At 62.0% G+C, this 22429-nt stretch carries 10 protein-coding genes, 1 tRNA gene and 3 pseudogenes; 6 read left to right on the top strand and 8 right to left on the bottom strand.

Annotation, left to right across the window (positions count from 1 at the left end):
- Positions 1–118: 118 nt before the first annotated feature.
- Positions 119–1417, top strand: a complete 1299-nt coding sequence (locus HDG32_RS05085) for an ATP-grasp domain-containing protein (protein ID WP_184063939.1) — start codon at positions 119–121, stop codon at positions 1415–1417.
- 10 nt (positions 1418–1427) lie between these two features.
- A complete protein-coding gene (locus HDG32_RS05080; RefSeq protein ID WP_184063936.1) occupies positions 1428–4127 on the top strand; it encodes a CoA-binding protein in 2700 nt (899 codons plus the stop codon).
- Between the two features lie 56 nt (positions 4128–4183).
- On the opposite strand, the pseudogene HDG32_RS36180 reads toward HDG32_RS05080, so the two are convergent.
- Together HDG32_RS36180 and HDG32_RS05075 are read right to left on the bottom strand one after the other, a co-directional pair.
- A pseudogene (locus HDG32_RS36180) lies at positions 4184–4464 on the bottom strand (LysR family transcriptional regulator); the annotation flags it as partial.
- 279 nt (positions 4465–4743) lie between these two features.
- Positions 4744–4927: pseudogene (locus tag HDG32_RS05075) on the bottom strand (EamA family transporter); the annotation flags it as partial.
- 110 nt (positions 4928–5037) lie between these two features.
- Here HDG32_RS05075 and HDG32_RS36175 point away from each other — a divergent pair.
- Positions 5038–5172, top strand: coding sequence for a hypothetical protein (locus HDG32_RS36175; protein ID WP_260335711.1), 135 nt, complete (start codon positions 5038–5040; stop codon positions 5170–5172).
- A gap of 141 nt (positions 5173–5313) precedes the next feature.
- Here HDG32_RS36175 and HDG32_RS05070 read toward each other — a convergent pair.
- Together HDG32_RS05070 and HDG32_RS05065 are read right to left on the bottom strand one after the other, a co-directional pair.
- Positions 5314–5542, bottom strand: a pseudogene (locus HDG32_RS05070) (DUF1488 domain-containing protein).
- On the bottom strand, positions 5543–5830 hold the full coding sequence (locus tag HDG32_RS05065; protein ID WP_184050798.1) for a hypothetical protein: 288 nt from the start codon (positions 5828–5830) through the stop codon (positions 5543–5545).
- Positions 5831–6544: 714 nt separating this feature from the next.
- Between HDG32_RS05065 and HDG32_RS05060 the strand changes: the two genes are divergently transcribed.
- Together HDG32_RS05060 and HDG32_RS05055 are read left to right on the top strand one after the other, a co-directional pair.
- Positions 6545–7417 (top strand): transglutaminase family protein, encoded by an 873-nt coding sequence (locus HDG32_RS05060; protein WP_184063933.1) that lies wholly within the window; start codon positions 6545–6547, stop codon positions 7415–7417.
- Positions 7418–7459: 42 nt separating this feature from the next.
- Positions 7460–8263 carry a transglutaminase family protein gene (locus HDG32_RS05055; RefSeq protein ID WP_090812139.1) on the top strand — a complete coding sequence of 268 codons (804 nt, stop codon included), beginning with the start codon at positions 7460–7462 and terminating at the stop codon, positions 8261–8263.
- 367 nt (positions 8264–8630) lie between these two features.
- Here HDG32_RS05055 and HDG32_RS05050 read toward each other — a convergent pair whose 3' ends face one another.
- The 4 genes from HDG32_RS05050 to HDG32_RS05035 all read right to left on the bottom strand — a co-directional run bounded on the left by HDG32_RS05050 (position 8631) and on the right by HDG32_RS05035 (position 19413).
- Positions 8631–10544, bottom strand: coding sequence for an SMP-30/gluconolaconase/LRE-like region family protein (locus tag HDG32_RS05050; RefSeq protein ID WP_184063930.1), 1914 nt, complete (start codon positions 10542–10544; stop codon positions 8631–8633).
- 838 nt (positions 10545–11382) lie between these two features.
- A complete protein-coding gene (locus HDG32_RS05045) occupies positions 11383–16884 on the bottom strand; it encodes an AAA family ATPase (protein WP_184063927.1) in 5502 nt (1833 codons plus the stop codon).
- Positions 16885–17941: 1057 nt separating this feature from the next.
- A complete protein-coding gene (locus HDG32_RS05040; RefSeq protein WP_184063924.1) occupies positions 17942–19174 on the bottom strand; it encodes an integrase arm-type DNA-binding domain-containing protein in 1233 nt (410 codons plus the stop codon).
- Between the two features lie 152 nt (positions 19175–19326).
- Positions 19327–19413, bottom strand: a tRNA-Leu gene (locus HDG32_RS05035).
- A gap of 414 nt (positions 19414–19827) precedes the next feature.
- Here HDG32_RS05035 and rnr point away from each other — a divergent pair.
- Positions 19828–22311 carry a ribonuclease R gene (rnr, locus tag HDG32_RS05030; protein WP_184063921.1) on the top strand — a complete coding sequence of 828 codons (2484 nt, stop codon included), beginning with the start codon at positions 19828–19830 and terminating at the stop codon, positions 22309–22311.
- Positions 22312–22429: the final 118 nt, after the last annotated feature.

Below are 22429 nucleotides of genomic sequence, written 5' to 3'. Positions count from 1 at the left end.
GCGGATCGCCGCGTCCCGGCGAACCGGCATCTCACGACTGAGTTCACCGCTGTCCGCCCGCAACGTGCTGTTTTGTAAGCAAGCGAAATGCATTGCTTAAACTTCAGGAGACATTTCCATGCAAATCACCGGTATGTTGCACGGCGCGCGCCTGCTGCAATTCGTCGGATTTCCGGCCAGCGAAATCCTGGGTCCGAGCGCCAGCGAAGAAGAAGTCAAGGCGCTGATCGACCGTCATCGCCAGATCTTCATTAAGCCCGTCTTCAAGGGCGGAGTCGGCAAGAAGGGCAAGGCAGGTTTGCTTGGCCGCGCGACCGACCTGAAGACCGCGCTCGCGGAAAAGGAGCGGCTCTACTTCGCCGAGCATACCGTCGGCCACATCAAGGCGAAGGCGAATGGCGTGACGTTTGAAGCCGGTGTGCCGGCCACGCACGAAGTCTACTTCTCGATCACGGATTCCACCCGCTTTCGTGCGCCGACGATGACGCTTTCGCACGTGGGCGGCATGGACATCGAGGAAGTCGACCCGAAGCAGGTGGCGATGGTGCCGTTCGACGCGCTGACCGGGCTGAAGGCGTTCGTCGTAGCGAATGCACTGAGCGAGATCGGCGCGCCGAAGGAGATCATCTCGCCGCTCGTGCAGCAGTTGCCGAAACTCTGGGAACTCTTTCACGACTTCGGCATGACGACGCTCGAGTTGAACCCGATCCGCATGCGCGAGGACAGGAGCGGTCGCCTTACGCCGGTTGCGTGCGACTTCAAGTGCGGCTTCGATCGCGACGATCCGCGGTGGGCGCGTCTTGGCCTGCCGCCTCATCTGTTTGCCGCCGATTACTCGGATTTTGAGCAGGAAATCAACCAGCTTCGCACCCATCAGGGCCAGAGCGACGTGTATGTCATCAACGAGAAGGGGACGATCCTCGCCCCGACCTTCGGCGGCGGCGCCAACTCGCTCGTCACCGAAATGCTGGGCGACGCCGCGATCATCTCGTCGGACTTCGGCGGCAATCCGCCTTACGCGAAGATGAAGGAAGTGGCGCGAATCTGTTTCAGGCACTGGCTCGGACAGGCGAACGTACTCTTCATCATTGGCGGCAAGTCCAATAACACGGACATCTACGAGACGCTGCGCGCCATGGCCGACGCCCTGCGCGAGCACTTCAGCGAGCACGGCCCGACGCCGCTCTATGTCGTGCTGGGCCGTGGAGGTCCGAACCTCGTGCGCGGCATGTCGGCGCTGAGGGACACCTGCGACTCGCTGGGCCTGCCTTATCGGCTGTTCGGCTTCGACTCTGACATCAGCGAAGTGATTCAGTACGCACGCCAGGCGGATGCCTGGATGCGCGCCGGCGGCCGCACCCAGATCGAAGCAAGGATTGGCGCGTCACCGAGGCAAACCGGAACGGCTCGTGCCTGAGGAGATCGACATGTACAAGCAAGGCAGCAATACGTTCAAGTATTTCGTTGGCGTCAACTCACTCGCACAGATCGCCACGCGCGAGGATCGCGTGTGCGTGCTCAACATCCTGGGCGGTGAGTCGTCGGACGTGACGCCCGTGAGTCACGCATTCTCGGGCGGTAACGTCGTATTCGGCACGGCGCCGGGCAAGGGCGGGCAAGTGCTCGCGACGCCGGCCGGCGATATACCCGTGTACAACAACGTTCGTGAGGGGCTGGAGGCGGGACACCGGTTCAACTGCGGCGTCGTCTATCTGCCGCCGTCCGCGGCCCGCGACGGCGTCGCTGAACTGATTCGTGTGAATCCCGAGTTGCGGAAGATTTTCATCGTCACCGAGAAGATCGCAGTCCACGACGCCCGCGAAATCCGCGCGATGGGCCAGCAGGCGGGCATCGACATCTTCGGCGCGAACGGCCTCGGCGTCGCCGATTCGTGGAATCGCGTGAGGATCGGCGGAGCGCTCGGCGGCGACAATCCCGACGATTCGTTGCGCAAGGGCTCGATCGCGATCTTCTCCAACTCCGGTGGCTTCAGCACGACGATTGCGCAATACCTGCGCATGGGTGGCTGGGGCACGTCGACGGTCATCTCGAGCGGCAAGGACGTCTATATCCACTATGCCGCGCCGGAATTCGCGTTCGCGCTCGCCAACGATGCACGCAGCAAGGCTGCGGTGCTTTACTGCGAACCGGGTGGCTACTACGAGGCCGATGCGGTCTTCACGAAGCCGGTCGTCGCGTGCGTGGTGGGACGGTGGAAGAGCCGCCTCACGCGGGCAGTCGGCCACGCCGGCGCGATGGCCGGCGGCAACGACGATGCGCAAGCCAAGGAACGCTGGTTCATGCAGAAGTTCGGCGTCGAGCGCCTCTTCACGCCGGATGATCCATGCTGCTCGACGAAGGGTGCCGTGGTGACGAACATCGCGCACATCCCGGCCGCGCTGAGCGCCGTGATGCGCGCCAACGCGACGATGCCTGATTTCGAGTCGGAGGGCAGTCTCGCACTCAAGCCGTGGTTCGGCTCCGATCAGGGCATCGCGCTGCCGGACGGCCTCGCGATTCCGGTCGTGGAAGCTGTTGCGCCGTATAACGAGCAGGTCCATCAGGTCAATCGACAGATCGGTGTGATCGCTCCGCGCCAGACGCTCAAGGACGCATCGGGCGCGTCGCAGATGGACGCGAAGACGCAAGTGAGCAGCCTGCACGGCGCGTCGATGCTGGAGGCCGCGACACGTTCGCTCGAAGCGAACGTCGGCCTTGCCCTGCTGCACGAATTCGGCGGGGAGAATGACGAAAAACTCATCGATGTGGCGATCGCCGCATTCGTCAATCTGCACGGCAGGCCGGAACTCGCGGCGGCGCAGGCAGCACGCGAAGCGGACAACGCCCCGAATGCAATTCTCGCGGCTGCGGCGTCGATCGTCGGGCCGAAACGTCAGCGCGCGGCGCGGGACGTCACCAAGTGGCTGATCGATCGTTTTGCGGCCGCTGGTCTTGCCGACGCGCTGAATGAAACCTTCGACGTCGCACGCATCGACGCAAGCGGCTGTGAACAGTTCTTCGCCGACTCTCACGATCCGCTCGCCGAAGCAATGCTCGCGGGACTCGCCGCGCGCGGCGCGAAATCGGCGTTCGTCCGCTGGCTGACGTCGCAGCCCGCTCACCCGACTGGCGACGCGGTGCTGGCCGCGATCACGACGACGCTGGCGTGGGGCCCGCTCATGCGCAAGCGTATCTCGCGCGTGACCGCCGAAAGCCTGCCCTGGTGGAGCATGCTATTTGGGACGCTCATCGGTGCATCGGCCGATGCGTCGCGGCATGGCCCGGACGGTTTCTGCGGCTTCTCCACCGACGAATTGCTGAACGAGCGCAGTCTCACCGAAATCGGCTTCGCCGCGCTGCTCAACCTGAAGCCCGGCCCCGACGACCTGTTCGCCTTCAAAACGCTCGTCGGCCTGCTGCTCACCAACGGTCCGGGTGCGATCTCGGCGCAGGGCGCGAAGGGCGCGGTATCCGCCGACGGTCCGGAAGGCCCCGAGCGCGTGCAGCTCAACAAGGCGCTTGTCGGCTTTCTCTCGCATACCGGCTACACGCACGGCGGGAACGGGTACGAGGGCATCGCGTTCCTGATTGATGCTTTCAAGGAAACCGCGCTGGACGATCCGTCGAAGCCCGGCCACGGCGTGGACCTGCGCTCGCTCGCCGAGCGCTCCGTCGAGCGATACGCGCAGTACAAGGCGCGGCAGAAGCATGCGGGCAGCCTCGACATCGCGAAGCTTCCGGGCGTGAATCATCCGGTGTTCAAGGACAGACCGGTCAACCACGACCCGCGCGAAGTGTTCATCGCCGACTTGAGCGGGAAGCGCGGTGAATACAACGTGTTCCATGCTTACTACCGCGAGCTGGTGCAAGCATTGTTCGAGGCAGGCGTCTCGCGCAACGTCTATTGCGTCAATGTCGATGCGGTGATCGCCGCATTGCTGCTGAAGATGCTGTGGCAGCCGCTGCGACGCGGTGAATTCAGCGAGTCCGATCTGGAGACTGCCGCGTTCACGACCTTCCTTTATCCGCGCATGCTCGGCTGCGCGGCGGAGATCGACGATCACCTCAACCGCGGACGCAATATGGACACGCGCACGCCCGCGTCCCAGTGCCGCTTCGTGGCCTGAGCACAAGTCTTACCGGCGCGGGAGCAAGGCAACCACGTGGCTGCTGCGCTTTGGGCCAGTTGCGGGCTTTCCCGCGTCCATTGATAACCAGCGGACATTGATCGTTCGGAAGACAAAGTTCGCTCGAAATGCCGCACGCGGGTTGCCTGCTCGAGCTTGTCGATGGGGCGGCTCAGAGCCGGCCACAAGATGTTGACCGCCTCGGCGGCCTTTCGGGAGCCGCCCAACTATACGACGGCTCGAAACGCCTGCAAATCATTCAGGCGAAGTTGACGCCGACAGGCCATCCTCTGTGTAGTACAGCAGCAATTGCGCGCGGTGCTGGCCAAGTGCCCATTGGGACCGACGTTGGAGAGCGCCGACATTGCTGCTGCACCGAATTGCGAACGTCCGTATTCGGCGGGCCGAGCGGCCATTCATGCTCGAGATGTGGGAGTCAGCTTATGGCCGATAGCACCAGTTCAATGAACGTTCCGAAGAACTGCCGTTGAAAACTTCAACGGCGGCTTAGGGGCGGCCTCTGTGAGCGAGTACAGTCGGCCATTTAGGAGTCGATCAAAGCGATAGAGTGAGCGACCGATAATCGCGCTGCTGCGGACATTGAAATCACGCGAAGTCAATGACGATGGTGGCGATGCTTGTGTGTTACGGGTTCACGCTTATGTGGGGGTATGTGGTTCCTGCCCGTCCCACGGGAAGTCATGAACGTGCTGATGGTGCTCGTCATGGCGACCTCGGTGGTTTGGTTCCGGTGTCTCGTGCGTGTGAGCGTGCTCGTGGCGCTCCCGCAAATGTAGCCAGGTCGCTCCGAACACCGCTTCCACGTCGCGGCCGCGTGGCGGGACTGCTACTCAGGTGAGCTTTTTACCCCAGGGTGCCGACCGCCTATGTATTGTCCACGACATCGCGAGTGTCGCTCGGCCCGGATCAGGCGACAGGCAAGATTGTCGATCGCACCGTGGAGTTTGGCCAGTCTTCAGCGGTTGCGCTTTTTCGTGAAGCGGTGTATCAGGCGCTGGGCGATCTGCTGCCTGCTTCATATTGAACGTATGGGGGCGTTCGGGCCGAGTAATATTGGCTGCGTGTTCGAACCCTGCTCGCGCCTCGCATCCCCGCAACTAAAAAGTGATCGCGCCCGATCTTCGATTCAGGAGATCGTGTACCTGATCTGCGGGCCACCCTTATATCACGTTTTGGCCAGTTCCAGTATCCGGTCGCGATTACGATCGAACGCCGCGAGCAGGTCGGTTTCCTCGCTACGGATTCCGGGGTTGAGCTTCGTCAGCATTTGACCATCGACGAGAAACGCGATCTCGCGAGAATTGTCGTAGCCCCAGAAACATACACGATGCCTAAGAGGTGTCGTAAGAGCGACTGGGATTTGGGAAGCTGAGCACGATCTTGCTTTTTGCCATCTAATCTCTCGAAGAGACGTAGCGCCACTTCGCGGCGTTGATATCGATGCGCGCATCATCGTCGAGCCGCTTCTGGGCGCGGTCGGACTCCGCCTGCCGCAAGGCTTCGACGCGAGCTTTCTGGGTCGCCACATAGTCTTGCGGTCTGCCCGACATGATCGGGCTCATTGGGGTTCGCTTCAGCATCTGGACGCCTGCAAAAAGAGCGTGCAACTTCAAGGCAGTGGCCTGAGGCCAGAAAGCACGCTTGAGCACGGCGACGCGCCACATCAAGGTCGCAATGCTCATTCGCGTGCGAGATTCAACGCGTATTCCCGCCGGTACTGGCGAGCCGGACACGAGTGGCGAGTCGATGAAAGCCGCTTGCGCACTCAAGTTGGCTATCCGAGAGTGCGCCGCATGGCGCGACAAAGCAAGAACAATCACAATCGGCAAACCGGCGGCTGGGTGCATGAAGAGAGCACGCACTATCAGCAAACTTGCGCACTATCAGCAAACTTGTGCACTTACCCCTTAAGGTGTGTGATCGGGTCTTTTAAATAGATCGCGACAGTAATTAAAAATGCGCCCAGAATGAGTCGAAGAGCGGCCCCTTCCGTGGGCGCCTAAATGGGGAGCGAAATGGCAAAAGGTCAACTGCGTAGTAATCGCGAGGCAAAGAAGCCCAAACAACCTAAAAAGTTACCATCTCCCGGAGCAGGTCTGTTCAAGACGTCTACCCCGAAGACTTCTGTGTCGAGCGGCGTGACGAAGAAGTAACCGACACGCGCATGTGACGCGCGGTCGTTTCACTTTGCTTGTGCGCACTTTCGACGAAGGTGTAGCAGCGGCCCGGTAGAAAGAGCGTCATTGCAATTCGGGCTGCACCTTGTTGCCTCTCATTGCTGATCGTTTTCAGCGCGTGTCTGAGTCGTGACCGATTGCCGCCCCGGTTCGTGCTGTCGCGGTGGGCTTTCCTTTTGGGGGCGAAATGGTGAGCAAGTTTGTTCGCGGCGAAACGCAATGAGCGCGCCGCAACGTCTAACCGTGCGGCACCAGAGCGTCTACCACTACTGGGAGCCAGTGCGCTTCGGCGAGCATCGCATGATGTTCCGCCCGCGTGCGAGTCATGATCTGCGGCTTCTCACCGCGCAGTTGCTGATCACGCCCACACCTGAACGGCTGTATTGGTTGCACGATGTCTTCGACAACTCGGTCGCAGTCGCCACGTTTTCGGTCGAAGCATCCGAGCTGCTCTTCAGAAGCGAGGTGACGCTCGAACATTACGAGGCGCCGCTGCCTGACTATTCGCTGGAAGCCTATGCGTCGACCTGGCCCTTCGCGTATACGAGCGAGGAAGCCTCTGATCTGGTGAACGCGCGAAGCCGACAGTTTCCGAACGAGGATGTCGACCTGTGGGCGCGACGCTTTATCGACCCCGGCGGCACGACGGGCACGATGACGTTGTTGCGCAGCATGACGCTCGAGATCAAGAACAACTTCATGTACGTGCGGCGCGTCGAGAAGGGCGTCAATCGTCCTGCCGACACGCTACGTCTGCGCAGCGGCAGTTGCCGCGATTTCGCGGTGCTGATGATGGATGCCGTCCGCTCGCTTGGCCTCGCGGCCCGGTTTGTCAGCGGCTATATCTTCGTGCCGGACCACGACACCACCCTGGGCGGCGGCGCGACCCACGCATGGCTGCAGATCTATCTTCCCGGTGCAGGCTGGGTCGATTTCGATCCGACCAACAGCATCGTCGGCAACCGGCATCTGATTCGTGTGGCGGTAGCGTGGAATTACGATCAGGCGCTGCCGCTCTGGGGCACATGGCACGGCGCGATGCATTCGTTCCGCAGTCTTGAGGTCGACGTGAGCGTGACCGAAGACGCCTGAGCGCTCAGCGCGTTACGACTTTATCAATGGAAGGATGGTCAGATGAAACTTCGCGTGGGCTATGAACTGATCTACGAGTGCGCGCAGCCGACGCCAATGATGTTGATGTTGAACACGCATTTTTCCCGCGTGCAGGATGTCCTGTCTGCCGATCTGCTGGTGGTCGATCCGCCGGTGGCGATCACCCAGTATCGCGATAGCTTCGGCAATCTGTGCAGCCGCATCGTCGCGCCGCAGGGGCTGATTTCGCTCTCCACCACCGCGCTGCTCAACGTCTCCGATCAACCCGAGACGCGCGAGCCGTTCGACTATCAGCATGCCGTCGAAACTCTTCCGGATGAATGTCTGGTGTTCCTGCTCGGCAGCCGCTATTGCGAAACCGATCTGCTGTCCGACATTGCCTGGAAACTGTTTTCCAATACGCCTCCGGGCCGCCACCGGGTGCAGGCGATTTGCGACTACGTGCATCGCCATGTCACGTTCGGATACGAATTTGCACGGCCGACCAAGACCGCGTTTCAGGCGTGGCAGGAACGCAAGGGCGTGTGTCGCGACTTCGCTCATCTGGCCGTGGCGCTATGCCGCGCGATGAATATTCCGGCTCGCTACTGCACGGGCTACATCAGTGACGTCGGTGTGCCGCCGCCGTGGAGCACGATGGATTTCGCGGCATGGTTCGAAGCCTATGTGGGCGGCTCCTGGCAGACCTTCGATCCGCGCAACAACGTGCCGCGTATCGGTCGTGTGCTGATGGCGCGCGGCCGCGATGCCGCCGACGTTGCGATCAGCAACACATTCGGTCCGACGAAGCTCATCAAATTCGACGTCCACTGCGCGCCTGAATGATGACGAGTGGTCATTCGTTGGTGGCGTCGTAGAGGACGGGTTTGGGTCGGGATGCATCAGATGCATCAGGCAGCGGTCGGCCATCAACGGCCGTTCGATTGGCGGATTCAACCGGTCGATGCAACACAATGAACGTCGCATGAGCGGCGTCAGTAACAGCGTCGCATCACAGGCAACGCGATCTGCATCGACAGACCAACCCGGGCTGATCGTTTTCGGAACAGTTCGCCGGCACCAGCGCTTCTCTCCTTCCGCCGACAGGGCCCTTACCGCCCGGAATTAACCGTCCCCTGACCATGTCTGGAAGAATCGGGCAACGCGACAGCCAGTACGACGCAGGCAGCGGAGGCGCGGCGAGCCCGGGCGATCAGGGAGTCCAACGATAGACAATGATGCTGGAGCCGTTGTAGTTATCCTTCGTAATCACGTACTCCCCGGTCAACCGACGATACGATCGAAGCCCGTACATCGAATCCACGTCATTGCCGACGTACACGGTATCTGGGCTGCTGTTGATCAACGTGGTGTCCAGACTACCTGAGTTGAGATTGAAGGCGTCGATGTTGGGTACGGTGTGCACGTATCCAACGAAGAGGTAGTTGCCCACTGCCGTGATCGACTTGGGATTGGCGCTGTTGATGTTGATCACCCGATTAGGAGCGGAGGTGTTGCCTGCGAGCCAGCCGTGATACACCTCGACCCTCGTTCCGATCGCCGTCCAGTCCGTGCTTCCAACAATGCCTTGCGCGAGAATCATGGTGTCGCTTTCCGGCAGGTAGATGATTCGCGTCAGTGGTGCAATAGTACTCGGAATGGGAGTTGGAGTTCCTGCTCCCCATGTTGGCTTGGCGTCGGCATCAAAGCCGGTCAGCCGGTAGTGCCAGATGGCGTTCGTCTTGTCCAAACCGGCCCAGACGTCGCCCTTGCTGTCAAGGCAGAACCCATTCCTGATCCTTGCTGTCGTATTGAACGAAGGACCAGGAATCGTGGCGTCCGGTATGGCGATGTAGCCATTCGCAGCGTTGAAGTGGAAGAAGTAGACGAAGTCCGGATTCTGACCGGCTGCGACAAGGATCCGGTTTGCACCGACCGCAACGAGTTGACCGAAGTGCTCACCGCGGCCCGGATCGCTCATGTTGATACGTGGATCGGACGGGTAGGCAAGAGGGTCGACGGTGTTCGCTACGAAGGTTCCCCCGGCGGTGCCAGTGTAGATGTTGGTTCCGCCGAAGAAGTACGTGCCGTCAGTCAGCGGGTCGGGCGCAGCGATCCCCTCGAAGTTCAGTGACTGCAGCGCGTAGCGGAAATTACCTGCGTAGTCGTAGACGTGTAGGTCCGTGCCACCATTCCGGCCGAGATCCCAAGTCCCGCCCCACGGGTTATTCAGTACATAGAGGTTGCCAGCGGCGTCCCTGCCGAGGCCCGTCACGCGCGTGAACCGCTTCGGTCCCACCTGGCCCTTCGTTCCCGTCGTAGTGTCAAGGTATCCGCCCGTGACCCCGAACGTTCCTGTCAGGACAGGCGCAGCCGACACGTCGTAGGACTTGACGTTCATGTCCGGCCCTTCGTCACCGATCATGAGGTGCTGGTTCGTGGGGTCGAAGTAGAGCGCTGACGGACGCGCCGCAGTGCCAAGGTCGATGGTGCCCAGCATCGTACCGGTGGGGCTTAGGTGGAGCAACGTACCAGCAGCCTCCTGTGCGATCCACAAATTGCCATGCCTATCGATAGCGAGTGCACCAGGACCCGTGACGACGAGGTCTCGCACCCAGGTTCCCGCAGTGGTATAGATCCGGACTCGGTTTCCGGGGAAGTCACTCGCGTAAAGAAATTGACCCCACGTCGCGAGCCCGGTGATCACGTCCGCCCGCCGTTCGGTCGTGTCCGCGCTGACCGTGACCATCAGGTCACGGGCATGGGTTGCGCGGTTGTAGCGGCCGACGACCCCGCTGCCGTAGGCCTTATTGAACTGTAGCGCTGCGAAAATGTAGGTGCTATTCCCAGTAAGAGCGCCACCCTGAAACTCACCGTGAGCCCCTATGGACCCCACGCTTTGACGGTTCTGGTATATCGCAATACCACCTTCGTTTTCGTCCCACATGGAAGCCGTATAGATGACGCCCTCGGGCGCTACCCACATGGAACGCGCGACGTTACCCACGCGCATGGCGTTGGTTCCAAAAGTGTTCGCCACCCAGTCGGTGGTGTACTGTCCATGACACTCCGATGCAACCGTGGCGATCAGGACTGCGGCAAGGAATGCGGCACGGATTCCCTTCATGACTTACCTCCATTTGCACCACGTGCAACGGCTGCCATCACGTGATCGGATGGCTTTTCGTCGTAGCGGCTGGATGCGGTCCGACGCGGTGGAATCAGCGGGCCGTTCAGGCCTGCGTGTTCCGCACCGGTTTTGTCAGTCAATCGGCGTGCGTTAAAAGTAGTGCTCCGGGCGCAAAGCCCGAAGACGAAACCGGGCGTTAGTGTGCGATTGCGCACATTGATGGCTTCGAACGGCGCGCCATGGCGGAGGCGGATTGGATGCGTCGCCCGATTTCGTGCAGGGAAAAGAGTGAACTGGACCAAGTCGCGTTTTGATGGGCTGGATTGACCACAATTCAGTGGTCAACGCCTATGGCACTGCCCGCACCGTGCGGTTCGTTAGTGAGCGGTTTTGCCAATTTTCGCAAGCGTTCAGCCTTGGTCAAACAGTCCGGGCCGAACAGCGTACTCACGGCAACCGATGCATTGACGGTGCTCCGCCAATTGGAGATTGGTCGCTGCTGTCGCAAAGGCAGATGGAAATTCAATAGTGGAAGTTTTCATAGCACTGTCACATTGGCGGGAGATACCGCCGACGTGATCGACCGAATGAATCCGCCTTTTCAAAGCTGCCGTCGGGGCGGCGTCACGTTGAATGTCAGAAGCGGGTCGGCTACGGCCGCGCGTCGGGCAGCAGGCGGCCATCTTGAGACACTCGTAGGCGCGCCGCGGCGGACATTGCAACGTCGGCTTCGAGCCAGACAGCGGACGCTGGCCGATCGACCATAGCTGCCGCATCGCCGGCTCAGCCGGCTCGCGGACCGCAACCGCCAGAAAAGTGCTCGTGCTGCGTGCAATCACGATGAAAGTTCTGGATAAACCGGCACGGTGAACTGAAAGACAGCGCCGCGCGGCACGTTCGCGCTCGCCCACAATCGGCCGCCGTGTGCTTCGATGATCGAACGGCAGATTGACAGTCCCATCCCCAAACCGGCGGACTTCGTGGTGTAGAACGGGGCGAAAACGTGTTCGGCTCTGTCCGCGGCAAAGCCCGGCCCCGAATCGAGCACTGCCACGAGCACGCAGCCAGCGTCGGCTGTCCCAGTGGTGACTATCAATTCTCGTGCGCCATCGTTGACCCCGCTCATCGCCTCGATCGCGTTGATAAGCAGATTGAGGAGGACTTGTTGCAGTTGCACTCGGTCGCCTTCGATATGCGGCAAGCCCCCCGCGAGTTGCGTCTGCACCGAGGCGCCGCGCTTCATTGCTTCGCCACGCGTGAGCTCGATCACCTCGCGGATCGCCTCGTTGAGGTCCATCCGTTCCTTCCGTGGTGGCGCCTTCCTGATCAGCTCACGAATCCGGCCGATTACGTCCCCCGCCCGATTGCCGTCGTTGACGATACGGCCGAGGCCCTGCCGGACTTTCTCCATGTCAGGAGGCTGGGCGGCGAGCCAGCGCAGCGCCGCCTGGGCGCTGGTGACCATCGCGGCGATCGGCTGGTTGACCTCATGGGCGATCGAGGCCGTGAGCTGGCCCATTGTGGCCACGCGGTTTGCGTGCGCCAGCTCCGTCTGCACTTCGCGGTAGCGCCGTTCGCTTTCGTGCGCTTCTTCCTCGGCGCGCTTGCGCTCGGTCAGGTCGAGCACGAACGAGACACCTTCCTTGCCACCTGCTTCGATACTGGCCCCACCGATCATGACGGGCACGCGGCTGCCGTCCTTCCTGATGTACTCCTTCTCGTAAGGCTGGGCGCGCCCCGTTTCCCCGACCGCTGCCAGGGCTCGTTCGGTGCTTTCACGCCATTCCGGCGGTGTCAAGTCCGTCCAGCGCACGCGACCTGAGGCGAGATCCTCGCGGTCGTATTCCACGATGCGAAGAAATGCGTCATTGGCCTCAAGAATGTCACCTCCGGCATTCCAGACGACGATGCCGATGATATTGGCGTCGACGAGGCGCCGGATCTTCGCTTCGCGTTCCGCGAGGTCGCGGTACAAACGGGCATTCTCCAGCGAGATCGCGGCCTGCGAGGCCACCAGCTTCAGCACGGCGATCCGGGCCGGGCTGAACACGCGGACAGTCAGACTGTTTTCGAGGTAGAGCGCGCCGGTCAGCTTGGCCTGATTCATCAGGGGCAGGCAGAGAATCGAACGGGCACGATGCTGACGGATGTAAGGATCGGTCGCAAACGGGGGCTCGGCCACGGCATCGTCGAGAATGACGCTCTCCCGGGTGCGCACGACATAGTAGAGGACCGACTCCGGCAGTGACGCCGCGCTCACGGGCTCGTCGCGCAGCTGCACGAGGACAGTCTCGCCGCCGGTCGACGCTTGCGCTGCTATCCGCTGTCCGCCGCCGTCCGACAAAATCAACAGGCCGCGCTCGGCACCCGCCTGCTCAATCGCCGTGCGCATTAGCGTATGGATCAGGTTTTCCAGGACGATGTCACCCGAGACGGCCTGCGATACCTTGGTTACGGTCGCAAGGTCGAGGTGTTCGACTGGGGTCGCGATCGTGCTCGTTGGGCCGGGCGCGAGGGTTTCCGTCCTAAGGCGCGGATGCATCTCCTCAAGTTGCCGCACTTTGCCGTCGGCGCCCCAACGCAGGTAGCAGGAGTGGGCGGCCCGCAGACAAACGTCCGCGAACCTCTCGAATCCTCTCGTTGCGTAGAAGCGGGACGCAAGCTCATTGGCGAGCGCTTCGTTGTTTACGAAACCGTTCGCTCGCGCGGAGCGAGTCGCCTCTTCGTAGAGACGCATCGCATCGGCGTCGCGGCCCTTGATGCGAGCGATCTCTGCGCCCACCAGTGCCGCGCGGTTCTCGAAATTGTCCGGACAATTCTTCGCCCAAAGCAGCAGTTGCGTGTGATGCGCGGCGAGGGCGGCGAGTTGCTGCTGTCGTTCGTCCGCTTCTGCGGAATCGTTAGCGGCGGCTCGAGTCAGCGCGGCGTAAAAGTGATATTCGACTTCCTCGAAGTACGAGGATGAAGTCCAGAGCAGCCCCTGCGCTTTCTCTGCGGCGGCCATGGCGGTCGCATAGTCGCCCGCAAAGAAGCGAGCCTGCAGTTTTCGAACCCAATACCAGCATTCGGGAAGCGCCAGCGCCTCGTTAGCCGCCAGATGGCGCTCGAACTCAAGCTCATTGAAATGCTCGTTATCAAAGCAGCCGAATTTCAACTTCGAGCCGCGCAGCATCCGGATCAATGCGAGCTGCGCTGCGATGATGTCAATGACGAGGCCGAACCGCGCCTTCTCGGCGAAGGCGAGGCCATCTTCGACTTCGGCTTGCACCTCAGATAGCGGCTCGCCAGCGAACAGAAGGTTCGTGTTCAGATGGTTCCTTGCGTAAGCCGCGTATGTGAGATCGCCGTTCCGGTTTGCTGCTTCGAAAGCGCGACGCAGTAGATCAAAGCAAGCCCGCACGTGTTTCATCCAGCGCAGGACGAAGCCCGCGAAGCAAACATACGTGCTCGCCTCGAAGCGCCTGAGCTCGCGTCGTTCGACGAGCTCGTAGCCGAGTTGACCGAATTGAAATCCGGCTCTATCGTCGTTGAAACGCGGTCCCGCGATCCTGCCCAGTACGACATAGGCGAAACATGAAGCATCACAGTTGCCGCGCTCGAGGCTCAAACTGACCGCCTTGCAAATCGACAGGGAAGCCAGGTTTGCATCCGTCAACATGGCTGCCACCCAGAACTTGATTAATACATCGACGGTGGCCAGCGATGCCGGGTCGCTCATCAAGGGCAAGTCGAGGAGCGCCTCAATCGGGCGGCTACCAAGTTGCGACCAGATCAGCTCATATTCGTGTTGTGTTTCCTCGTCCGTCGGATGGTGTGACCAATTGATACCGACCTGCCGGAGGTAGTTGAGACCAACGGCGGCCGCCCGGCCGCTCTGATCGAGGGTCGTGAAGACGTCGATGTGCAAGCACGCGACGCTGGCTTGTTCGACCGTTGTCGTGGCGCGATTGGACAGCGCCGCCAATCGCTCCTCTGCGACCGGCAACTGGCCGGTCAAAAATTCGCATTCGGCCCGGTTCAGCTCCAGCGCAAAGGTCAGATCGCGCCGGCGCTCCCAGCTATCCTCCGCCAACAGCGCCGCACCGGTGTTGAGATAGGTGAGCGCCGAGGCATAGGCTGTCGACCTTTTGGCGCGCCGGGCGGCGAGCAGGTTGAACTCGGCCAGTTGCTCCCGCTCGCCGCGCGACGTGATCAAGGCCGCGCCTCGGTTGAGCTGACCCACGATCTCGAAGATCGCCTCCTCCCGCTGTTCCGGCGGCGTGTGCGTCAGCAGCAACCGGCCGATCAGCAAATGCGCCGCGGCGCGCGAGGCTTTCGGGATCAGCGAATAGGCGGCTTCCTGAATCCGGTCGTGAACAAACTTGTAGGAGCCCTCCAGGCGCTCGACCAATTGCTGACGGACTGCCGGCCACAGCGCCGCATGCACCTGCTCCTCCGAAGTCCCGAGAACGATCGCAAGCATCGCGATCGCGGCGGTGTTGCCGAGGCAGGCCAGTAGCTGCAACGCCTGCTGCGTGTCGGCCGGCAGGCGGGTCACGTTGCCAACCATGAGGTCGACGACATTGTCGGTGTAACCCTTGGCGTAAATGCGATCGAGATTCCAGGACCAGCACGCCGCGTCATAATCGAAAGTGAGCAAATCCTCATCCGCAAGTGCGTGCAGAAACTGAATCACGAAGAACGGGTTGCCCGCGGTCTTCTCATGCACCAGTTGCGCCAGCGGCGCGGCGCGGTCAGGTTCGCAGTGAAGGGCATCCGCGATCAACTGCTCTATGTGCGCACGGGCGAGCGGCGCCAGTGCGATTTCGTCGATCTTCGCGCCTGCGTTTTTGATTGCTTCAAGCTTGCGCATCAGCGGATGCTGGGCATCGACCTCATTGTCCCGATAAGCGCCGATCAGCATCAGGTGTTGCAGATCCGACCGGGTCAGTAGATCCTCGAGCAGGTCGAGCGTCGCCGCGTCGAGCCACTGCAGATCGTCGAGAAAGAGCGCGAGCGGATGGTCTGGTCGGGCAAAGACGCCGATGAAGCGCCGGAACACCAGCTGAAAACGGCGTTGCGCCCGCTGCGGCTCAAGCTCCGGGACCGGCGGCGGGTCACCGATAATGAGCTTCAGTTCGGGGATGAGGTCGGTCATGAGCCGCGCATTCGGGTCCAGCGCCTCCAGAAACGCGTTGCGCCATATCGCCAGCTCCGTGTCGCTCTTGCCGAGAAGAGGCCTTACGAGACTCTGAAACGCCTGCACCAGCGTCGAATAGGGAATGTCGCGCTTGTACTGGTCGAACTTGCCCGAGGCGAAGAGCCCGCGCGACGGCACCAGCACCTTGTGCAGCTCATTGACGAGCGCGGATTTGCCGATCCCGGAATAGCCGGACACCAGTATCAACTCCGGGGCGCCGCCTTTGACGACGCGGTCGAAGGACGCGAGCAGGGTTTCGACCTCGCGCGCCCGCCCGTACAGTTTCTCGGGGATCAGCAGCCGGTCGGGGGTGTCGTGTTCGCCCAGCGGGAAGTCATCGATGCGGTGCTGACGCTCCCAATCGGCCAGGCAGTGCTGCAGGTCGCGCTCGACGCCGGCCGCAGTCTGGTAGCGCGCCTCGGCCGTCTTGGCGAGCAGCTTCATGACGATCTGGGAGACCGCAGCAGGGACCGTCTCCGACCGCTCACTGGGCGGCACGGGCTTTCTGGCGATATGGCAGTGCACCCATTCCATGGGGTCGGCGGCCGTAAACGGCAGCGCGCCGGTGAGCATCTGATAGAGCGTGACGCCAAACGAATAGAGGTCGCTGCGCGAATCGATCGAGCGGTTCATCCGGCCGGTCTGCTCGGGCGCCATGTAGGCGAGCGTGCCGGCGATGGTCTCGGGCGGCGCGGGCGCCTGTCGTTCGCGCGGCAGCCGCGAGGCGAGGCCGAAGCCGGTGAGCCGCGCCTGGCCGTCCGCGCAGTTCACCAGGATATGGGCCGGCTTGAGGTCCTTATGGACGAGGCCGCGCTGATGGAGCTTGCCGAGCGCCGCGGCGATGCCCACGGCAAGGTGCAAAACACTGGCCACCCCCATGGGCGCGCCGAGCAACTGCGCGAGCGGTTCACCGCCCGGATCCTCGAGCACCAGCAGAGTCCGGCCGCCTTCGCGCACCAGCTCCAGTGGCCGCACTGCCCACCCGCCATCGAGTTCGTCCTTCAATCCGAATTCGTGCGCGAGGCGATCGAAGCTGGCGGGTGGTGAATGTTCGGCGGCGGACCGCGCAATCAGGACGTTGTCGCCCTCGCCCGGGCGCCGCCCTCGAGAGAAGACGCGCTCGCCATCGTCCCATAAGATTTGAAAGCTGTTACGCATCGCGCCGGAACCATACGTACGCGTCTATCTGTCGGCACTCGGCCGTCAGACTGCCGCCTATTATTGAGTTAAGAGGACGTTAACATCCGTCCGCCTGAACGGGCCGAGTGCGCTCGAAAAGCAGGTGGTGCGACGGCATCGCATGGGCTGCAACGTTCTACAGCCGCAAGCGTCTCATCAGGATACACCTCGGCGACCTGGCACCATCGGGATTGGGTCGGAGGGCCGCGATGAGAACCTGCACGCTACTCGGACTGTGCCGTCGAATGGGTGGGGCCTGGCGCGCCACCGACGCGGCTTCGGCGCCGTGGCCAAGGCCGACCCGAAGCGTGCCGCGGAGGTTCGCTGCAGAGGCGCTCCTGGTTCGTGACCCTCCGCCCCTCCATCAGACTTCATGCGGGTACCGTCAGCGTGGCCCATCTCTCGACAATTTTCCGGCTCGCCCACGCCACCGGACAAAGCCGTGAGACCCGCTCTTTGCGATCCGCGACCGTAGGTAAAGGCCGAGAGCGTACCGGCAGCCGCGGAGGCAGGGATGACCGTTGCGCCTCGGAAGCTGCCGTCTACATGATGAGGCGTCCAACGGCCGAAGTGGGTCGTGAGTGTGAGTTCGCTGCTACAGGAAGCTGCCGCCCGGCTGCTCGACGCCGGCACCGTCGGCAATCGTCGCACTGCCGACGTAGAACCCCGTCCTCTCCAACGTCGGCATTGGTCGATCACCCGCCGGCCGACTCAGTTAGGCAAGTGGCGGTTATACCTTGCAAGTCGTCGTTGATCAGAGAAGCTCGAACGATGGCTCGGCGTTGATCGCGTTGAAAAGGCCGTGACCCGATGGTATCGCTGACGGTACCAACCTCCCAAGTCATCTTCAGATGCGTGGTTTAAGCGAAATTCTTTAGGCGAGCAGCGGTGATTTTCCAATGCGGCCCACCTCAAGCCGCTGAGTGCCGGGAGGGAATGCCGGTATCGCTGACGGTATCGGCAGGCGCGATGGAACCGGAGCGACGCCCAGCGTTGGGTTGGCGGCAGGCGGTTGCTATTCGAGTGGATATGCCGCTTAGGTCCGCTTGCTTGATTCAGCTTCTGTCGTTTGCATGCTTAGCCGATCGATATAGTCGGCCCACTCCTGCATGACCCTGCGACGATCATCATCAAACGTTGTTCTGTCGTATGCCTTTTGCACATCGCCACGTTTAGCGTGTGCCAGTTGCGCTTCGAGTACGTCGATATCCATACCGAGTCGTTCTCGTCCGACCGTACGAAGCATGCCCCGGAAACCGTGCGTCGCGTGTTTTCCCTGAAAGCCCATCTCCCGCAGTGCTTTGCTCAATGCATCTCGATGTAAATGAGGCGTCTTTTGGCGAGCAGGGGACGGAAAGACGAAGTGCCCCTTGCCGGTAAGTGACTGCAACTCATTCAGGACGGCGATCGCCTGCTTTGGCAATGGCACGATGTGATCGTGCCGCATTTTCATCCGCTCGGCTGCAACATGCCACTCAGCTGTTTTGAGGTTCACCTCGTCCCACGGCACTGCGGCAACTACGCCGGGGCGAAGGCCAGTCAACATGGTGAGCTTGAGGGCGGCGCGGGTAATGGGCGACTTGTAGGCATCGATAGCCAGGGCGAGCGGGGCTATATCCGCAGGCTTGGTAATCGCTGGTATGTGGCCTTTCTTGTGGCGTGGCACAACACCTCGGAGTGTCAAGGCGGCGCCATCTTCTCGCAGTCCGTTCTGGACGGCGTACGTCACGATGCCGCCGACATACTGCCGTGCTTTGGTCGCGAGGTTGGGCGCGTGAGAGGCGATCGCTTCGAGTACCTGCTTGACCTCTGGCGTCGCAAGCGTCGAGATGGGCTTGTTGCGGAGCGCGGGATTTAGATATTCGCGGACAACAAACTCTGCATTCCGGTAAGTTTCATCTGCCCATTCTTTGCGTTTGAAGTCGAGCCAGCGTTGAGCAACGAGATGGAAGGCTCCCTCGGCTGCGCGTTTGCGGGCCGTGGACTCCGCCCGGCGATGTTCGACCGGGTCGGCACCTTCGCGTACAAGATTGCGTGCGGTAGCGGCCGATCGTCGTGCATCAACGAGCGTGATATCGGGGTAGGGGCCGAGGCTTAGGAAGTTCTCCTTGCCCGTGCTTGGTCGTCGGTAGCGGAATAGCCAGGTCTTGGTGCCGTTGGGCTGGACCCTCAGGGCGAGCCCATTTCCATCTGCGAGAAGGTAGGAACGGGCGCGCGCTTTGGCGGCACGGAACACCAACTCGGACTTCGGTTCGACGCGTCTGGGCATGGGTTTGCCCCCGAATCTGGTATACGCAACAGTATACGCAAAAATCGTCGATGTTAGTGGAACGCAAGAGATCTGTAGAGCACAAAAAACCCCGTAAGTCATTGATCTTACGGGGTTTCTCGGACTACTTCGGCTTACGCCGGAACAACTGTTGGTGCCCAGGAGAGGACTCGAACCTCCACAGTGTTGCCACCGCTAGGACCTGAACCTAGTGCGTCTACCAATTTCGCCACCTGGGCAGGTGATGAACAGCAAAGACCGCAATTATAGCGACAGATTCCGACCTGTCAAGCGATTTGCCGAACGCGATTCAACCTCGCGGCGAGCCCGGCGCACTATGCGTCCCAACCACCGCCGCAGGCCCGCGTGGCGCCCGACACGGGTGTTAGAATGCCTCGCAGTAGTTCGTTGGCTCGATGCACATCCGGCGTCCCGACGCGAGTGTCGACATGCGATCAGGCAGACGCGCGTCGGCTGGCGTCGAACGAGCCGGACCCAGGCAGTTTCCGGTGCAAATCGCAGTGGAGCAGAAGAGCAGAAAGCAGCAGGTGCAATGACCGAGCCAGCGCAGCCGCCGTGCAGATGCAGCCGAGCGCGACTGCGCGTATTACGCAAACGCCTTCCAGGCCGGATCACATCGCCGACCGACGTCCATGCAACGAGAAAAAATCATCGACAAGCCCTTGAGCAAATTTCCGTATCCGATTCCAAGCCGCGAAGAAATCCTCGGCGTGCTGCGCACGAGTGAAATGCCGCTTGCCGCGAACGACATCGCCGAAGCCCTGTCGATCAAGCGCCAGGAGCGCGAAGGATTTTTCAAGCGTCTCGGCGCAATGGAGCGCGACGGCCAGATCCGGCTCGATCAGCGCAATCTCTATCAACTGACCCATCCGTCGAACTTCGTCGCGGGCCGCGTCCAGGGCCATCGCGACGGCTACGGTTTCCTGATTCGCGACGACGGCCAGGACGACCTGTTCCTGCCCAACGGCGAGATGCAGAAGGTCATGCACAACGACCGCGTGCTCGCGCGCATCGTCGGCTATGACCGGCGTGGGCGGCCCGAAGGGCACATCGTCGAGGTCACCGACCGCGCGAACAAGCGCGTGATCGGCCGTCTGCTCAACGAGAACGGCGCGCTGATCGTCGCGCCCGAAGACAAGCGCATCGGCCACGACATCCTGATCACGCAGAACACCCGCAAGGCGAAGGTTGGCCAGGTCGTGGTGGTCGAGCTGACCGATTTTCCGAGCCGTCATTCGCAGCCGCTCGGCCGCGTGGTCGAAGTGCTGGGCGATATCGACGACCCCGGCATGGAAATCGAAATCGCGGTGCGCAAATACGGCGTGCCGCACGAGTTCGGCGAGGCCGCGCTGGCAGAAGCGGCGAAGCTGCCCGACGAAGTGCGCCCGGCCGACATTCGCCATCGCGTCGATCTGCGCGACGTGCCGCTCGTCACGATCGACGGCGAGGACGCGCGCGACTTCGACGACGCCGTCTATTGCGAGCCGGTGCAGGTGGGCCGCGGCGACGGCTTCCGCCTGATCGTCGCGATCGCGGACGTATCGCATTACGTGCTTCCGCAAAGCGGGCTCGATACCGACGCGATCGAGCGCAGCACGTCGGTGTATTTCCCGCGCCGCGTGATCCCGATGCTGCCGGAGAAGCTGTCGAACGGACTGTGCTCGCTGAATCCGCAACTCGACCGCTGTGTGCTCGTGTGCGACATGATCGTCACCGCGCGTGGCGACGTGAAGGCGTATCAGTTCTATCCGGGCGTCATGCATTCGGCCGCGCGGCTCACCTACACCGAAGTCGCCGCGGTGCTGAAAAACACCAAAGGCCCGGAAGCGACCCGCCGCGCCGCGTTGCTGCCGCAACTGCAGAATCTGTATGGCGTCTACAAGGCGCTGTTCGCGGCGCGTCAGAAGCGCGGCGCGATCGACTTCGATACGACGGAGACGTACATCGTCTGCAACGCGCAGGGCAAGATCGAGCAGATCGTGCCGCGCACGCGCAACGATGCGCACAAGCTGATCGAGGAATGCATGCTGGCCGCGAACGTGTGCGCGGCGGACTTCCTCAAGCGCAACAAGCATCCGGGCCTGTTCCGCGTGCATGCGGGCCCGACCGCGGAAAAGCTCGAGAACCTGCGTACCTTCCTGCGCGGCATGGGCCTGACGCTCGGCGGCGGCGACACGCCGCACGCGAGCGACTACGCCGCACTGATGGCGCAGATCCGCGACCGGCCCGACGCCTCGATGCTGCAGACGATGCTACTGCGCTCGATGCAGCAGGCGGTCTACAGCCCCGACAACATCGGCCACTTTGGCCTCGCCTACGAGGCCTACGCGCACTTCACGAGCCCGATCCGCCGTTACCCCGACCTGCTCACGCATCGCGCGATCTACGCGATCCTGCAGGGCCGTAAGTATCAGCCGCAGCCGCCGCACGGCGTCGAGCTCAATACCGCACTGTCGCCGCGCGCCCGCGCGATGCAACAGGCCGACGAGGAAAAGCGGGGCGCCCGCGGGCGCGCGAACAACGTGGCGATCTGGGAAGAACTTGGGCTGCACTGCTCGGCGAACGAGCGCCGCGCGGACGAAGCATCGCGCGATGTCGAAGCGTGGCTCAAGTGCTATTTCATGCGCGACAAGCTCGGCGAAGAGTATGGCGGCATGGTCAACGGCGTCACGTCGTTTGGTATTTTCGTGCAGCTCGATTCGCTGTTCATCGAAGGCCTCGTGCATGTGACCGAACTCGGCTCCGACTACTTCCAGTACGACGAGATCAAGAACGAGCTGCGCGGCGAGCGCACCGGCATTCGCTACCGGCTGTCGGATCGCGTGCGCGTGCAGGTGAGCCGCGTCGATCTCGACGCGCGCAAGATCGACTTCCGCCTTGTGCGCGATACGCCGATCAAGCCGCCTGCGGCACGTGGCATCGCGGCGGACAAGGGAGAAGGCGCTGGCCCGCGCGTGCGCGTGATGCCGCCGGTGGAAAGTGGCGCGTCGGTGCCGGGTCCGCGGCGCAAGAAGGCCGCGCCCGCGCAGAGCGCGGCGCTCAAGGAAGCGCGCGTGGCGAGGAAGCACGGTGTCGCGATCAAGGCGGCGTCGAAGCAGGCACGCAAGAAGCGCTGAGGCTTTCACAGCGCCGGGACCGCGCGCAGCGGGCACGTGAGCACGTGCCGGTTGCGCGCGGTCTGCCTTTTGGTTTCATATTCATCACAGTGGCGCGCGTTGAATGCGCGCCCCATCA

Origin of the sequence: Paraburkholderia sp. CI2 (assembly GCF_014201055.1) — a bacterium.
In the GTDB taxonomy this organism is placed as follows: domain Bacteria; phylum Pseudomonadota; class Gammaproteobacteria; order Burkholderiales; family Burkholderiaceae; genus Paraburkholderia; species Paraburkholderia tuberum.
Note: the sequence above shows the minus strand (reverse complement) of the source record. Positions and strands in the feature narration are given on the sequence as shown.

Bases quoted from the DNA above. Each gene is read 5' to 3' on its own strand.
- HDG32_RS05085 (WP_184063939.1), top strand. From the start codon at position 119: ATGCAAATCACCGGTATGTTGCACGGCGCGCGCCTGCTGCAATTCGTC.
- rnr (WP_184063921.1), top strand. From the start codon at position 19,828: ATGCAACGAGAAAAAATCATCGACAAGCCCTTGAGCAAATTTCCGTAT.
- HDG32_RS05055 (WP_090812139.1), top strand. From the start codon at position 7,460: ATGAAACTTCGCGTGGGCTATGAACTGATCTACGAGTGCGCGCAGCCG.
- HDG32_RS05045 (WP_184063927.1), bottom strand. From the start codon at position 16,884: ATGCGTAACAGCTTTCAAATCTTATGGGACGATGGCGAGCGCGTCTTC.
- HDG32_RS05065 (WP_184050798.1), bottom strand. From the start codon at position 5,830: ATGAGCATTGCGACCTTGATGTGGCGCGTCGCCGTGCTCAAGCGTGCT.
- HDG32_RS05080 (WP_184063936.1), top strand. From the start codon at position 1,428: ATGTACAAGCAAGGCAGCAATACGTTCAAGTATTTCGTTGGCGTCAAC.
- HDG32_RS05060 (WP_184063933.1), top strand. From the start codon at position 6,545: ATGAGCGCGCCGCAACGTCTAACCGTGCGGCACCAGAGCGTCTACCAC.
- HDG32_RS05050 (WP_184063930.1), bottom strand. From the start codon at position 10,544: ATGAAGGGAATCCGTGCCGCATTCCTTGCCGCAGTCCTGATCGCCACG.
- HDG32_RS05040 (WP_184063924.1), bottom strand. From the start codon at position 19,174: ATGCCCAGACGCGTCGAACCGAAGTCCGAGTTGGTGTTCCGTGCCGCC.